The sequence below is a fragment of the Nitrosomonas supralitoralis genome, from assembly GCF_003011925.2.
GTDB classification, from domain to species: Bacteria; Pseudomonadota; Gammaproteobacteria; order Burkholderiales; family Nitrosomonadaceae; genus Nitrosomonas; species Nitrosomonas supralitoralis.
The window spans coordinates 25,449-39,885 of record NZ_PXXU01000014.1; the positions used below are offsets into that span (position 1 = coordinate 25,449).

Genomic DNA, 14,437 nt, shown 5'->3' on the forward strand with positions numbered 1-14,437 from the left:
AAAAGCATATCCCTGTATTAGCTTTGGAGAAATTTTATCAAGAAAAATAACTTGTGATTTCACTTGATCAAATTAATAATAATCGCATATCGACAAACGATCAGACACAAAGTTGTTCTCAGTCGTGTAATCAGTTGCTTAAAGTGAAGTATGCTCGATTCTCCAGCATACTTCACACGTAACAACATTGCCTGTATTAAATAATAGCTGCTGCAATCTTCAGTTTCATTACGGCGATTATCGCTTAGGATGCACCTCTTTGGTTTCTCAATCCTGCGAAAACGATAAATCGACTGCTTGATTTTATTGCCTGTTATTGTTCTTGCCGCAATGCGCGGCATATAATACAGTAAAATAAAAAAATAACTGATGAACTCAGAACATCCAACTTCTCATTAACCAGGAGTTCTTCCTTAATTAAATTCTAACAGCCCACTCGCGGTATTGGAGAATTCGATATTGACATATGGAATCAGCCCATCTAGAGTAAGTGTTGCTTACGTACCAAAAAGTGCGGAGCAAGCACCATAATACTAAAATATATAATTCAAGAGGAAAATCTACTATGAAAATAACCAAAATCATGTTCGTAAGCTCTATTCTGGGATTGCTATTAACAGGCATTACGCACGCTGGGGAGCAAAAAGCAGGCGAAAAGCATCATGCTGCGGAGCAAAATTTCAAAGTAATTATGAATGCATATGACACCACAATTCCAGAACTCAAAGTGGAAGGCGTAACAGTCACCAACATCCGTGCTTTTAATGTTCTCAACGAACCAGAAACATTAACAGTCCGAAAGGGAACCAAAGTTAACATCACTGTAGAAAATAAATCGCCCATCAGCGAAGGATTTACCATTGATGAATACGAAATTAAAGACATAATTAAAGCAGGCGAAACAAAAGTCATTTCTTTCGTAGCAGATAAAGCTGGCGCCTTTACTATTTGGTGTCAACTTCACCCCAAGAATATCCATTTACCAGGCTCTTTGAATGTTATTGAATAAAGAGCCTTGATGCATTGAGAGGTAGTTACTTTAAACTTCACAATGCATTGGCATCGGCTTGGTTAAATAGAATTCGACTGAATGATTCTCCTGTCTTTAATAATTAAATCATATTTGTTCTTTGTGATTTGTGATCAAGGGCAGGATTTGGAATGGAATAATATTTAACCTCGCAGAAAGCCAGCGAAAGAAATAAAAAGGCAATTTGACAAGCTTCATTGATCGCACGTCAAATTGCCAACATTCCCAGAAATTTTCCGCACCCATTTCATCGCTTGGGTTTTACTTTCCCTAATCCTCGCAGGAAAAATCTTAATTGCATCAATTGAAATAATGCTCGCAAAAATAGGGAAAATCGACAGGTCACTTCAAACATCCAGTAATAATGCGCTTTGTTCGAGTGACGCCTATGTTATTTTTATTTCAGCAGCGGATGATCTTTTGGTAATTGCTTGGCGTACCACATGGCCAGCTTATGCCGCATGGATTTTTCAGCGACTTGATCCTCCGGTAAGGGTTGCATGACTTTATCGTGAACCAGTAGTCGATAGATATAAAGCAACTTTTCACTCGCCGAATCGGTGGCTTCAAACTGAACCACACCGCGTCCTTCGGCATATTTCACTCCGGCCAGCATAGCTTCTTTAAATAAGGCCGCTTCATTTTTCAATTTTTTCATGCCGATCCTCTTCAATTGATCCTCATCCAGTGTTTCAGACCTGTAAATGCTCTCGTGCTTTGATTGCTAGCTGTCCATTGCAATGGAGACATAACAGTATACAGACAAGTAACAAAGGGGTCTGCTGCAGGAGATAAAATTGGACAAGCAAAGGTATAATGAATGGGATACTGCGGCCGAAGTAAAAAAACAACGGAGTTCAGGAGTAACCTGATAAAAGGAAAATAAAAACCGAAACAACTTTTACGGTCTACTGGCAGCAAAAAGGCAATTTGGCATAGCAAATACACCAAATTGCCTTATAACAAAACTTGCCGACTCAGGGCCGGTTACTCATTATTATTTACTGGGTTTACCCGCACGTAAAACGGGATAAAACTGGGTAAATACCATATCGTGTGCAGCATGTTCCTTATGGCAGGCAGCACATGACTCATCATCCTGGATAATGCCTTGTTTGGCTTCATACGATTCAAAACCAAAGAATGCCCAGTTACCGGGTCTTTCAGGATAGCGTTTGGAATCTTTCACCATAGCGGCAATGCCATTGTATTCCCCTGGGAAATATCCATGCCCGCTAGGAGCTTCTTTGCTTCCTATGCTAGCTAATTCTTTAACGATAACGGTTCCATCCCGAAATTCACCTGTTTTTTTCCAGTGAAACCAGCTTGTAGGATCAATATAGACATTATGAAATTCCGGAAAGGCTGCCTTATCATCATTTAATTCATTGGGCGTCACGGCTGCGCCAATAAAAACCCATTCACGATAATCTTTTGGAGTTAGCAATACATTCTCTTTAGTAAAGTGACCATAATTAAGCCCTTTGTGTGCATGATGAGCATCAGAAGCAATCGCTGGGCTTGCCAGCGCAATGAACAACAATACTGGGACGATACTGCTTAATAACGCTTTCTTAAAAAGTAACATAATAAGCCCTTAAATTGGTTAAAGAAACATAAAGAAAACAGCAATGACACTTGTACTGCCTTCCTTTTTTATGGTAGTCAGACAAAGTATCTTCGTCAAGGTATTATCCTTTCGATGCTATGAGCATAGCTCCTTAATACTTAAGGGCGAACGATCATTGTTTAGTCTAATTCTAATTGAAGTACAGCTAAATTCCTGATCGCTCTCAATTTATTAATCATAAATTCAGGTTAAACTAGCCTTTACAAGAACAGCATAATCAAATGTTTTCTTACTGTATTTGATAAATAATTACCACTTGATACCATATCTCATACTAATACGTGATGAAAAATTATTTTTCCCCGATTCACCTGTTATTTTTTATTGCTTTGCTTGGCATCTTAGTAATATTGATCCAGGTAGAGCTATTATCCTTTGCTTTCGTAAAACTTGGATTGCCGCCTGATTTCGGATTGATGATACTGTTTCTTTCCTTACTCGGCAGCGCCGTAAATCTGCCGGTTACAAGAATTAAAAACAGTGCAACGGGGCAGTCCTCCACACAGCCTGTTTATAGAGGCTTGCTTAGAATACCCGTGCAACCGATCCATAATGAAACGCAGATTTTCATCAATCTAGGTGGTTGCTTGATACCGGTGACACTATCGATTTACTTATTCTCCAATAGCGCCCTGAGCTTATCTTCCACTCTGCTGGGGATCGCTATTATCAGCAGTGTGAGCTATGTTTTCAGTCGCCCGATTCAAGGACTTGGCATCGGCATGCCGATTTTGATTGCTCCAATCTGTGCGGCGTTAGTGGGATTATCAATCAGTCCGGAACAAAGCGCTCCGCTGGCGTATATAAGCGGCACCTTAGGAGTATTGATTGGCGCAGATTTACTACGCATGAAAGATATTTACCGACTTGGCACACCGTTTGCTTCGATCGGAGGAGCAGGTACATTTGACGGAATTTTTATCACCGGTATTGTAGCGGCTCTGCTGGCTTGAAGCCCTCATCATTAGGCATTCCCTGTTCTGTTCCTGTTACTTTAAGGTCAATCCCGCTATACTCATTGACATGAAGAATTCATGCCAGCACAGTTCTTTACATTTACCGCAGGAGCACTTTCTGCATCGACTGCATGCGTTGCAACAGGAATTTCTGCATATCTCACCACAGGCCATGCAACAGGTTGCGACAGAATTTAATTTGCCGCTCAGTCAAGTAGCTGCGGTAGTGGCGTTTTATTCGTTCTTTTCCACACAACCATGTGGCCGTTTTCACATACTGTTCAGTAATTGCACCAGTTGCGGCTATCTGTCAGATGAACAAAACCTGATGCAATTGTTGAGCCAGCAGTTGCATGCCACTCCCGGCCAAACGCGCGCGGATGGATTGGTCAGCATTGACGAAACTTCCTGTATCGGGTTATGTAATCAGGGCGCATCGTTGCTGGTCAATGGCATACCTCTTACTCATTTGAGTCCGGACAAAATTGCACAAATCGCGCAGCGGATTACAGCCCATATACCGACGGCTGAGTGGCCAGTTGAGTGGTTTGAAATAAATGACACAATCTATCAACGCAACCTTTTGCTGACAGCACCGCTTGTGCCATATGACGCGCTACAAAAGGCAATAATTCACGGTGCAGCGGAAACATTGGCAATCATCCAACAGTCCGGCTTAAATGGTCGCGGCGGCGCCGGATTCAATACAGGTCAGAAATGGCAGTTGTGCCGCGAGGCGCCCGGTGATACACATTATGTCGTGTGCAACGCCGACGAAGGTGAGCCCGGCACGTTTAAAGATCGCGTGTTACTTCGCGATCACGCCGAAGCACTGTTTGAAGGCATGTCTGTGTGTGCTTTTGTTATCGGCGCAAAAAAGGGCTTTGTCTATCTGCGCGCGGAATACCGCTATCTGCAATCTCACCTGCAAGCTGTTCTTGCACGTCGGCGAACTCAAGGATTGTTGGGAAGGCACATTCTGAATCATTTGGATTTTCACTTTGACATTGACATTGTCGTGGGTGCAGGTGCCTATATTTGCGGCGAGGAATCGGCGCTGATCGAATCACTTGAAGGCAAGCCCGGCATCCCACGTATCCGTCCGCCGTTTCCAGTCACTCATGGTTATTTAGGGCAACCCACAGTAGTTAATAATGTTGAAACCTTGATTGCTGCAGCACATATCGTCGAGCATGGCAGTGGATGGTTCAATTCCGTCGGCACCGAGAAATCAAAGGGGACCAAAATTCTCAGCGTCAGTGGTGATTGCCAGTTACCGGGAATCTACGAATATCCGTTTGGCGTACGCATTCAACGAATTCTGGATGATTGTGGCGCGCAGAATGTTCAAGCGGTGCAAATAGGCGGTCCTGCTGGAAAACTGATCAACGTGACTGAATTCGACCGCACTATCAGTTTTGAAGATATATCCACCGGTGGATCGTTTCTAGTCTTTGGACAGCCACGTGATTTGCTGACAATTCATCGTAATTTTGCGCATTTTTTTGCACATGAGAGCTGCGGTTTTTGTGCTCCTTGTCGCGTCGGCACTCAACTTCTGAAAAACAATCTGGATAAAATCGCCGAAGGACGCGGCACAACTTATGATATCGAAGAACTGAAACAACTCAGCTCTTTGATTCAGCATCACTCGCACTGTGGCCTGGGGCATACTGCCGCCAATCATGTAATGGACAGTTTGCAGCATTTTCCGCAAGCTTTTACAGCCCATCTGAAACAGCATTTCACCGCACAATTCGATCTTGATCAGGCACTTAAAAATGCTCGGCAGATTACGCACCGCGACGATGCTGCAGCTCATCTGGATTAAATCATGATGTCAGTAATCGAAAACACGCTTCGCATTGACGGTCAGGAAATTCCGTTCACACCGGGACAAACGATCATGGATGCCGCATTAGCTGCTAAGCTTTATATTCCGCATTTATGCCACTATCCCGGTTTGTCGCCGAGCGGCAATTGCCGTTTATGCATAGTGGAAATTGGAAATCGCAGCGTCGCCGCATGCATTACACCAGCGGCAGCAAGTCAAGAAATCCACAGCAACACACCGGAATTGAACCAAGCACGCAAAGCGCTCACGCAAATGCTATTCGTGGAAGGCGATCACATTTGCCCATCGTGCGAAAAAACCGGTAATTGTAAACTGCAGGCTATGGCTTATTATCTCGGCTTGCTGGACGATCACTTCCCACCGTTTTATCAGCGCCGCGAAATCGATGCATCACACCCCGATATCCTGCTTGATCGCAGACGCTGCATCCTGTGCGATTTATGCGTACGCGCCAGCAGCGAAGTGGACGGAAAAAATGTGTTTGCTATTGCCGGACGCGGCACACAGGCCCATTTAATCGTCAATTCCCCGAGCGGTAAACTGGTCGACAGCCCGATAGCGAAGACCGATCTGGCAGCGACCATCTGCCCGGTTGGTGCGATTTTGATCAAAGAACAAGGTTATCAAATCCCAATTGGTCAACGCATTTATGATCAACAAACGATTCGAGAAACCGGTTTGCAGGAAAACATCACGAAGCAACACGATGAAAAATGACGATTGAATACGCGACCAAACAGAAAATTAAAATCACGACCTCGTCGCTAGCCAGTTGCTTTCGTTACTACATGCACTGCTCGACATGCATGAACACTGAGTTGGTGTGCAGCAATTCAAGCCGATAGCAGACAAACTAGGTCGTTGGTTGCATTGCGGCCAGATTCTGCGGTTGCGAGGAAAAACTTACTCAAACGAGCGATCAGTCATTTAAATCTATTCACACATGTGTATCTTCACATCGAAACACAGAAACTTTGAACTATTCGGGTTAATTTCCATTTTTAAGTGGGATATTTTAATTTAGGTAAAATTTTACTGGGTCTACCGAAGTTATACCCCTGCGCAAGATCTATACCCAGCTTTTTAATCATTTTAAAAGTATCTTCATCTTCAACATATTCCGCCACGGTTATTTTACCTAGCCCATGTGCTACATCTACCATAGCTTTAACAAAAACCTGGTTGTCCCGATTATTATGTAGATCACTGATGAATAAGCCATCTATCTTCAAGATTTCCACGCCTAAATACTTCAGATAACCAAAGGTAGAAAAACCGCTGCCAAAATCATCCAGGCAGACTTTACAACCTGCTTGATGAATCGATTCAATAAAACGTTGAGCATCCTGAATATCGGAAACGGCTGCCGTTTCGGTCAATTCAATAATCAATCGACTTGGCTCGACGTTTCGCTCCACCAACAACTGCCGGATATACTGCGGCAAAGAAGGTTCATCAAATGTTCGCCCGGAAATATTGATCGCCAGTGACGGCATATTGGAGTCATTGGCCAATTTCTCGATACTCTGTTTCACGACCCAGCGATCAATATCCAAAATTTGACCACTTTTCTCTGCGATCGGAATGAATTGACCTGGCATGATCAAGTGATCCGGTTGCTCCAGATCGCGCATTCTGATCAGCACTTCAGCATGGCTGAGCGTTTTATCACTCGTTAAATATACGCCTTGAAAATGCAGCTCGAACAGATCTTGTTCTAAAGCCTGGGCAATCCGGTTACGCCACGTCATTCGTCGTAACATAGCCTCCGAATCATCACGTGACGAATCATAGATTGCCCATGTATTTTTGCCCTGAGTTTTAGCCTGATACATGGCGGTATCCGCATGCGCGATCAAATCTTCGGTGGTTTCCCCGTGTTCTGGAAAGATCGCCACACCCAAGCTACTCGTCAGACGAATATTGGTGCCGTGAAAACGCAATGGAATTGATGCAATCGCAGTGACAATACGAGATGGTAAAGCACTGATATCTTCGCCTGGATTGATAAGACTTAATATGGCGAACTCGTCACCGCCCAAACGAGCGAAAATTTCGATTTGCCGAATTATGCTGGTTATTTCTCCGGCGGCTCTAACAAGCACTGTATCGCCCGCACTATGTCCGAAAGTGTCGTTGATATATTTGAAGTCGTCCAGATCAAAATACAGCAAAGCAAACTTACCCTTGTTACGCAGAGACTTCGCGATCAGAGATTCAAGTTGCTCCTGAAAACGATGCCGATTGTATAGACCGGTTAAAGGGTCACGCTCGGCTAGATATAGCAGTTGTTGAGCAGTTTGGCGTTCTTGAGTAATATCTTCATAAATCCATAATCGTCCCAGGATCTTCCCTTCTGCATCAGTAACCGGATAGGAAAGCTGAGTTAGCATGCGACCATCGCTTAGTTCGAGCTCGAAGCGCTCGCTAATTTCATGAGTATTCATGATGTTAAGAACAAACTTAGAAGCATGCGTCGGCTGTGCAAATCGTTCGGTGGATCGCTCCAGCACGATTTTTGTGGGTAACCCTGTCAGATCGTCATGTTCGTTGATTAACCACATTTTCAAGAAAGCCGGGTTCACGTACTCAACACGGCGCTCGTTGTCTTCAAACAGAATGCCAATATTCATGGCTGCAAGCAGTGCACCCATGCGGCGTTGTTCGCGTTCCGCCAGAATGCGTAGGTCACGTTGATGCTTTTCGGACAACTTCAAGTCTTCCAAAGAATGGCTCAGTGCTTCTTCACTTCGCTGTAAAGCGATTTCCCGGGTTTTGCGTTCTTCAATATCAGCGTGTGTGCCCAACATGCGCAACGGGCGATTTTGGTCGTCGTATTCAACCATCTTGCCAAGCGACAATATCCATTTCCAGGTACCTTGTTGAGTAAGTTGCCGAAATTCCACCTGAAAATTTTCACTCAAACCGTTGATGTAATCCTGAAAGATTTTATATACCCGCTCACGATCATCCGGATGCAGCCGATCTCTCCATTTACTGTGGGTTTCCACAAATGTATCCGGGACATAGCCTAGCATCAAAGCATATTCTGGGCTTACTAAGACCTCACCGTTTTGCACATTGAGATCCCACAAGCCTTGATTGGCCGCAGTTAGCGCCAGACGCAGACGCGATTCGCTCGCATGCAACTCTCGATCGGCACTCTTGCGCAAAATCTGGATACCGGTGATCGCGCATGACATCAGCATAATGGTGCCGACAAAAATACACAGAATCAAATGACCTAATGAAGTAGGATTTTTTGCAAAGGGTCCCAAACCCTGGGCAGTACCCCAGGCTGCAATCATGGAAATGATCGTTGCCGCCAGCACAGCCCCAAATAGACCCAAGCGCAAACTTGCCCAAATTAATGGGGGAAATACCATAAAAGCCAGTGATAATTTAAATTCTCCGATTGACAGAACACTTCCGAATACTGACCACGCAATAACGGCACAGATAGTTATAATTAAGACGGATTCCACATTCGCAGCTTCTTGGCGAATAGACTTATTCTTAAAATGAGCCGCCCAGACCAGTATTAACGGAGCAAAAATCAGTATGCCCACGATATCGCCAAACCACCAACTAAGCCAGGCTTGCTGTATCTGATCTGCTATCAGGTTACCGCTAGTAAATAAAGCCAACACACCAAAGCTAGAGGACAGAAGCATGCTAAGCGGCACGATGAAGATAAAAGCCACTATATCGCGACCGCGTGTAAAGTCATGGTGAAAACCCACCGCTTTTTTAAGGAGTAACGCACATGAAATCGGCCCTAGCGTGTTACCTAATGCAATAATGCTAGCAGTGGATAACATAAGGTCGCCCGTGGTCAGATTGACTAGGAGTGCACCAAAAAAGATGCCAGGCCAATATCGCCATCCCCAGATCATGAGGGCTGCAAGAGCTATTCCGGTTGGAGGCCAGAATAAGGTGATGTTCGATCCCATATAGGGAAACATCAACCCCAATTTTCCAGTTATAAAATATGCCGCGGCCAATACAACAATTCCTAACGCCTGCGCCCCCAATGTTGCAATTTTCTTTTTGTTCATCTGTTTAATTATAAAATCTCATATCACAACATTTCGACAATAAAGCCATTAGCTTTATATATTTAATGATGCCCAGGCATTATTTTTTCCAGTGCGAACTATACAGACTATGAAGCTTTAATAAAATAGTCATCATGCACTGATAAACTTAGGTTATTTTAACAATTTTGGTACGCAGCTCCTGCCATCATCTTTGATCTTCAATTCATCGAACGGCAAACTAAAATAACTCTGCTAACAACGATGAATCTGATTGAGGTAGGCGTGCGCTGAAGGAAATAAGCATGTGTCGCGCGAATTTAGGTTCAAAACTGTAACTCGATTATTAGCGTTATTGTTTTTCTGCGATATATGATATAAAGAGTATGCGTGTTAAGAGTCATGTTATGTAAAAGATGTAACCGACCGGATTACTTTTACATAGCAGTTGCATACGCAGCTAGCTTGCTAGTACGATCTTTTCGAGTATGATTTGACATTATTTATCTTTTACAAAATAAGGAGAATGGTCATGAAAGCGATATCAACTATTATTGCAATGGGAATATTGGCGTTATTCTTGAGCGCTCAAGCCTCTGCATCGGATGCGCCTGAGAAGATGAAAGCAATGGAGCATATTGATGAAGCTATCAAGCACGGAAAAATGGGGCATGCCAAAGAGTTGCTCGAACATGCCAAGGAAAGCAGAAATGATGCCAAAGCTGCACTGGCAGCGGGCGCAGATGCTCATATGGAACAAGCTGTCAAACATTTAGATGAAGCTATAAAACATGCTGAAATGGGACATGCCGATGAAGCAACGAAACACGCGGAAGAAGCGCACAGTCATATGCATGAATCAGGTGGCAGAACACACAGTTATTAATTTTGGCAACAAACCATGTGCCCCCGGCATCACCGGGGGTACATATGTAAATTTCTAATCGGCATGGTTCGCAATCGAAAAACAACAGTAATTTCCCTTTTTGACAATACATTCTTTATGCTGAATATCAGTTTTTAACAAAGCAGCCAGGAAACTCAGGTCGAGAGCACAAAATCCCTGGTGCTCCTCAGCAAGTTTATAAAAAATACAGTTATTCGCAACAATCTCGGCATAATTCTCCGAAATCCTTTTCACACTTGCATCATAGCCAAGCTCACACATGATGGCCACCACTTCACCAAGCCTGTCTGCAGATGATAGCTGTTTCGACATTCGATTCTCAAACTCTCCAGCCATTTGTTCTCCAAGTGACCGCAAACACTGCTGTGATTCCTGCTCGCCCAGATTTTTATCAACCCAGGAAAGAAGTAACTTTGCAATAAACGAATAGCGTCTTTGGAAAAGTTCTAAGCCACTGGGAGACAATGAATAAATTTTACCTGGCCTGCCTCCTGTACTTTCCAGTGTTGCGCTCTGAATAAAACCGCTACTTCCAAGACTGGATAGATGCTGGTTTACTGCATTACGAGAGATAGATAATAAATGTGACAACTCATCCACCGTAAGTCCATTACGGTGCCGAAGTAAAGCCGTGACTAATGATTGCTGACTCTGACCCAGAAACGATAGAGTGGACATTTTAAATTTTTGTAAAAATTGATCTTGGCAGTTTTGACATATTTTTATTGCAAAAGTCTCAAAATATAAAGTAAAGTATAAGTCCTTACATTATTAATTATAGGGAAAGAGGGAAAATTCATGCTTACATATTTAATCATAGTTTTAGCAATTGCGGCTGTCGGCGGTGTTGCATTAGCCATGAAAGTATTTTCCGGTCAGTTGGCGCCGTGGCCTTTATCCATTATTCATGCTTTATTAGGTGCAACAGGCTTGGTCATGTTGATTATGCTGGTTCTGGAAGGTTCAGGAGATGCGCGTTTAACGGCTGCACTTGGCCTGCTTGTTGTCGCTGCATTAGGTGGATTCTATCTTGCTTCAATACATGTAAAAGGTAGCGTTGCACCAAAAAATGTAGTGCTCATCCATGCGGGCGTAGCAGTGGCAGGCTTCCTTACGCTCCTGAGTTTGTTTATTTAATAAATAAAGGTAAAAACATGAAACACCCCATCCATCCGATGCTAGTTCATTTTCCAATAGCAACCTGGTTTCTTGCAACAATAGCAGACGTTGCCAGTCTATTTACAAATGAACAAGTAGGTTGGGTCGCTGGGGTGTTACTTGTCACTGGAACAGTCACGGCGTTGTTTGCTATGATGACCGGGCTATTAGAACTTGGAAAAATTGACCCACAAAGCCCTGCAATCAAGATAGCGAATCAACACATGATACTTATCATGATCAGCTGGTCTTTTTATGCGGTCAGCTTGTTTCTGCGGCTGAATGGCACAAATCTTGAACAGCCCGGTTTAATTGCCATTTCTTTTTCCATTATTGGATTCATTTTTCTTTGTTATGCAGGATGGATGGGAGGAAAACTTGTCTATGAGCATGGTGTTGGCATCCATTATCTAAACAAAGAAAAATTAAATCAGTAGCTGCACAATGCACTTTTCCTTGTAATACTTGTGATCTGGTTTATTGACTGCTCCGCTAGAGTCTAATTGTAATACATACAGCATAGCCTTTCATCCGGTTTTCTGAGTTTGGTTAAACAAGAGGATCAAGACTATACTTTCTCTCAATTTATCAGTTGCTCGTCATGACCGAAAGATTATCTTCATTGATACATAGCGGTCTCTACCAGATTATCCACCCCTTTTAAGTCCATTCATGAAAAGTTCTTCATAGCTCTTTTTGATTGCCATGCTATTATTTAAGATCTGAGCATGCTGGGCAAACTAGCAGTGCAGTTGTGATAGCACAGATCCTGGAAACCGGTTTGTAAGAACACATCGCCGAGCAGCAAGATGAACAATGACGACTGAATACGCCATCAAACACAAAATAAAAATCGCGACCACATCACTGGCCGGTTGCTTTGGTTGTCACATGTCTTTTCTGGATATGGATGAATGCTTGGCTGGCTTGCTTGAGCAAATTGAATTTGACCGTTCGCCGTTCACTGATATCAAGAAATGTGGGTCATGCGACATTGGTTTGATCGAAGGTGGCGTATGCACAACCGAAAATGTGCACGTGTTACGCGAATTCCGTGCCAACTGCACCACGCTAGTGGCTGTCGGCGCTTGCGCGATCAATGGCGGTGTGCCCGCGATGCGCAATTATTTTGACTTGCAGGAATGCCTTCAGGAAGTCTATCTGAACGGAGTCGGTGTCACGAACCCTCAAATTCCCGACGATATTGAATTGCCGCTGCTGCTGGACAAGGTCTACCCCATCAGCGAAGTGGTGCACATCGATTATTTTCTGCCCGGTTGCCCACCATCCGCCGATGCTTTCTTGCAACTGCTGGAGTCGCTATTGGCCGGACAGAAACCGATCATTCAAAAATCGCAGTTGCATTACGATTAATCGTTATGGAACCAGATAAATCCTCATCACCACCGGTCACCCGCCGCATCGCCATCGACCCGGTCACTCGCGTCGAAGGACACGGCAAAATCACACTGATGCTGGACGAAAACAATCACATCGTCGAGGCACGGTTGCATATTGTCGAGTTTCGTGGTTTTGAGAAATTCATCCAAGGCCGTCCGTATTGGGAAGTTCCGTTTCTTGTGCAACGGTTGTGCGGCATTTGCCCAGTCAGCCATCAATTGGCAGCAGCCAAAGCGGTGGATCAAATCGTGGGGATGCAGCAACTCACGCCAACAGCTACCAAGTTGCGCAGATTGTTGCATTTTGGCCAGATTCTGCAATCGCATGCACTGCATTTTTTCCATCTCTCCTCTCCTGATTTTCTATTCGGCTTCGGCAGTAACCCGGCACAGCGTAATATCGCCGGTGTATTGGAACATTATCCGGAAATCGCATTGAAAGGCGTCAAGTTGCGCAAATTCGGCCAGCAAGTCATCGAAGCCATTACCGGCAAGCGCATTCACGGCACCGGCACCGTACCAGGCGGCATGAACAAACCACTGACGCCCACCGAACGTGATACGTTACTCGCAGATGTCGATAATATTCTGCAATGGAGCGGGGAAGCGCTGTCGCTGAACGAACACATTCACACTGAGCACCCGGAGCATCGCGATTTCGCCACGCTGCATAGCCATTTCCTCAGCATGACCGGAACCAGCGGCGAACTGGAGTTCTATCATGGAGGATTGCGCGCGCGTACCGCCGATAGCAGCGTTATTTTCGACCAATTCAACTACTGCGATTATCAGCACATCCTGCGTGAAGAAGTGCGTCCGTGGAGCTACATGAAATTCCCCTACTTCACCGCATTAGGCACGGAGCAAGGCTGGTACCGCGTTGGTCCGCTGGCTCGCATCAATAACTGCGATAGCATTTCTACCCCGCTGGCCGAAAATGCCCGCCAGCGTTTCAAGGCATTTGGCCAAGGCGGATTAGTGCACGATACGCTCGCATATCACTGGGCACGCATGATTGAAGCACTGCACTGCGCCGAATCAATACACGCTTTGCTACACGATGCAGACATCACCGACACCGAATTAATGGTTGACAAAGGTGAACACCAGTCGCAAGGCATCGGTGTCATCGAAGCACCGCGCGGCACGCTGTTCCATCACTATCAGGTCAACGCAGAAGGCTTGATCACCCAAGCCAATCTTATCGTATCAACCACCAGCAACAACCAAGCCATGAATGAATCGATACGCGCCGTTGCGAATCAATATCTGGATGGCCAGGAAATCACCGAAGCATTATTAAATCATCTCGAAGTAGCGGTACGCGCATATGATCCTTGCCTTTCCTGTGCCACACATGCACTGGGTAAAATGCCGTTGCAAGTCACGTTGCAGGATATGAACGGCAGTGTAGTCGATCAATTAACCAAAGGAATGGCGGGAGAAATAACCCGATAACCGGAA

13 protein-coding genes are annotated in these 14,437 nt (G+C 44.5%); 9 read left to right on the forward strand and 4 right to left on the reverse strand.

Going from position 1 to position 14,437, the window contains the following annotated elements:
• Nucleotides 1-565: 565 nt before the first annotated feature.
• Nucleotides 566-1,009, forward strand: coding sequence for a nitrosocyanin (locus C7H79_RS06365; protein ID WP_106706461.1), 444 nt, complete (start codon nucleotides 566-568; stop codon nucleotides 1,007-1,009).
• A 418-nt stretch (nucleotides 1,010-1,427) separates the two neighbouring features.
• Here C7H79_RS06365 and C7H79_RS06370 read toward each other — a convergent pair whose 3' ends face one another.
• Both C7H79_RS06370 and C7H79_RS06375 read right to left on the reverse strand, forming a co-directional pair.
• Nucleotides 1,428-1,688 carry a DUF5062 family protein gene (locus C7H79_RS06370; RefSeq protein WP_106706462.1) on the reverse strand — a complete coding sequence of 87 codons (261 nt, stop codon included), beginning with the start codon at nucleotides 1,686-1,688 and terminating at the stop codon, nucleotides 1,428-1,430.
• Between the two features lie 339 nt (nucleotides 1,689-2,027).
• On the reverse strand, nucleotides 2,028-2,618 hold the full coding sequence (locus C7H79_RS06375; RefSeq protein WP_106706463.1) for a cytochrome P460 family protein: 591 nt from the start codon (nucleotides 2,616-2,618) through the stop codon (nucleotides 2,028-2,030).
• Between the two features lie 326 nt (nucleotides 2,619-2,944).
• On the opposite strand from C7H79_RS06375, the gene C7H79_RS06380 reads away from it, so the two are divergent.
• The 3 genes from C7H79_RS06380 to C7H79_RS06390 all read left to right on the forward strand — a co-directional run bounded on the left by C7H79_RS06380 (nucleotide 2,945) and on the right by C7H79_RS06390 (nucleotide 6,188).
• Complete coding sequence (locus C7H79_RS06380; RefSeq protein WP_106706464.1) at nucleotides 2,945-3,613, forward strand: DUF1614 domain-containing protein; 669 nt, start codon at nucleotides 2,945-2,947, stop codon at nucleotides 3,611-3,613.
• Between the two features lie 70 nt (nucleotides 3,614-3,683).
• Nucleotides 3,684-5,447: an NAD(P)H-dependent oxidoreductase subunit E gene (locus C7H79_RS06385; RefSeq protein WP_106706465.1), complete on the forward strand. Its 1,764-nt coding sequence runs from the start codon at nucleotides 3,684-3,686 to the stop codon at nucleotides 5,445-5,447.
• A gap of 3 nt (nucleotides 5,448-5,450) precedes the next feature.
• Nucleotides 5,451-6,188 (forward strand): 2Fe-2S iron-sulfur cluster-binding protein, encoded by a 738-nt coding sequence (locus C7H79_RS06390; protein ID WP_106706466.1) that lies wholly within the window; start codon nucleotides 5,451-5,453, stop codon nucleotides 6,186-6,188.
• A 284-nt stretch (nucleotides 6,189-6,472) separates the two neighbouring features.
• Here C7H79_RS06390 and C7H79_RS06395 read toward each other — a convergent pair whose 3' ends face one another.
• Nucleotides 6,473-9,529, reverse strand: coding sequence for a bifunctional diguanylate cyclase/phosphodiesterase (locus tag C7H79_RS06395; protein ID WP_106706467.1), 3,057 nt, complete (start codon nucleotides 9,527-9,529; stop codon nucleotides 6,473-6,475).
• Nucleotides 9,530-10,040: 511 nt separating this feature from the next.
• On the opposite strand from C7H79_RS06395, the gene smbP reads away from it, so the two are divergent.
• Entirely contained in the window at nucleotides 10,041-10,394 is a 354-nt protein-coding gene (smbP, locus tag C7H79_RS06400; RefSeq protein WP_106706468.1) for a small metal-binding protein SmbP, read from the forward strand.
• Nucleotides 10,395-10,448: 54 nt separating this feature from the next.
• Here smbP and C7H79_RS06405 read toward each other — a convergent pair whose 3' ends face one another.
• Nucleotides 10,449-11,093 carry a helix-turn-helix transcriptional regulator gene (locus C7H79_RS06405; protein WP_106706469.1) on the reverse strand — a complete coding sequence of 215 codons (645 nt, stop codon included), beginning with the start codon at nucleotides 11,091-11,093 and terminating at the stop codon, nucleotides 10,449-10,451.
• A 120-nt stretch (nucleotides 11,094-11,213) separates the two neighbouring features.
• On the opposite strand from C7H79_RS06405, the gene C7H79_RS06410 reads away from it, so the two are divergent.
• The 4 genes from C7H79_RS06410 (at nucleotide 11,214) to C7H79_RS06425 (ending at nucleotide 14,431) form a co-directional block, all read left to right on the forward strand.
• Nucleotides 11,214-11,552: a hypothetical protein gene (locus C7H79_RS06410; RefSeq protein ID WP_106706470.1), complete on the forward strand. Its 339-nt coding sequence runs from the start codon at nucleotides 11,214-11,216 to the stop codon at nucleotides 11,550-11,552.
• Between the two features lie 17 nt (nucleotides 11,553-11,569).
• Nucleotides 11,570-12,010, forward strand: a complete 441-nt coding sequence (locus C7H79_RS06415) for a DUF2231 domain-containing protein (RefSeq protein WP_106706471.1) — start codon at nucleotides 11,570-11,572, stop codon at nucleotides 12,008-12,010.
• A 379-nt stretch (nucleotides 12,011-12,389) separates the two neighbouring features.
• The gene (locus tag C7H79_RS06420; protein ID WP_197714598.1) at nucleotides 12,390-12,947 is read left to right on the forward strand and encodes an NADH-quinone oxidoreductase subunit B family protein; all 558 of its coding nucleotides are present in this window, start codon (nucleotides 12,390-12,392) and stop codon (nucleotides 12,945-12,947) included.
• A gap of 5 nt (nucleotides 12,948-12,952) precedes the next feature.
• Nucleotides 12,953-14,431, forward strand: a complete 1,479-nt coding sequence (locus tag C7H79_RS06425; RefSeq protein WP_106706472.1) for a Ni/Fe hydrogenase subunit alpha — start codon at nucleotides 12,953-12,955, stop codon at nucleotides 14,429-14,431.
• The last annotated feature ends 6 nt before the right edge of the window (nucleotides 14,432-14,437 follow it).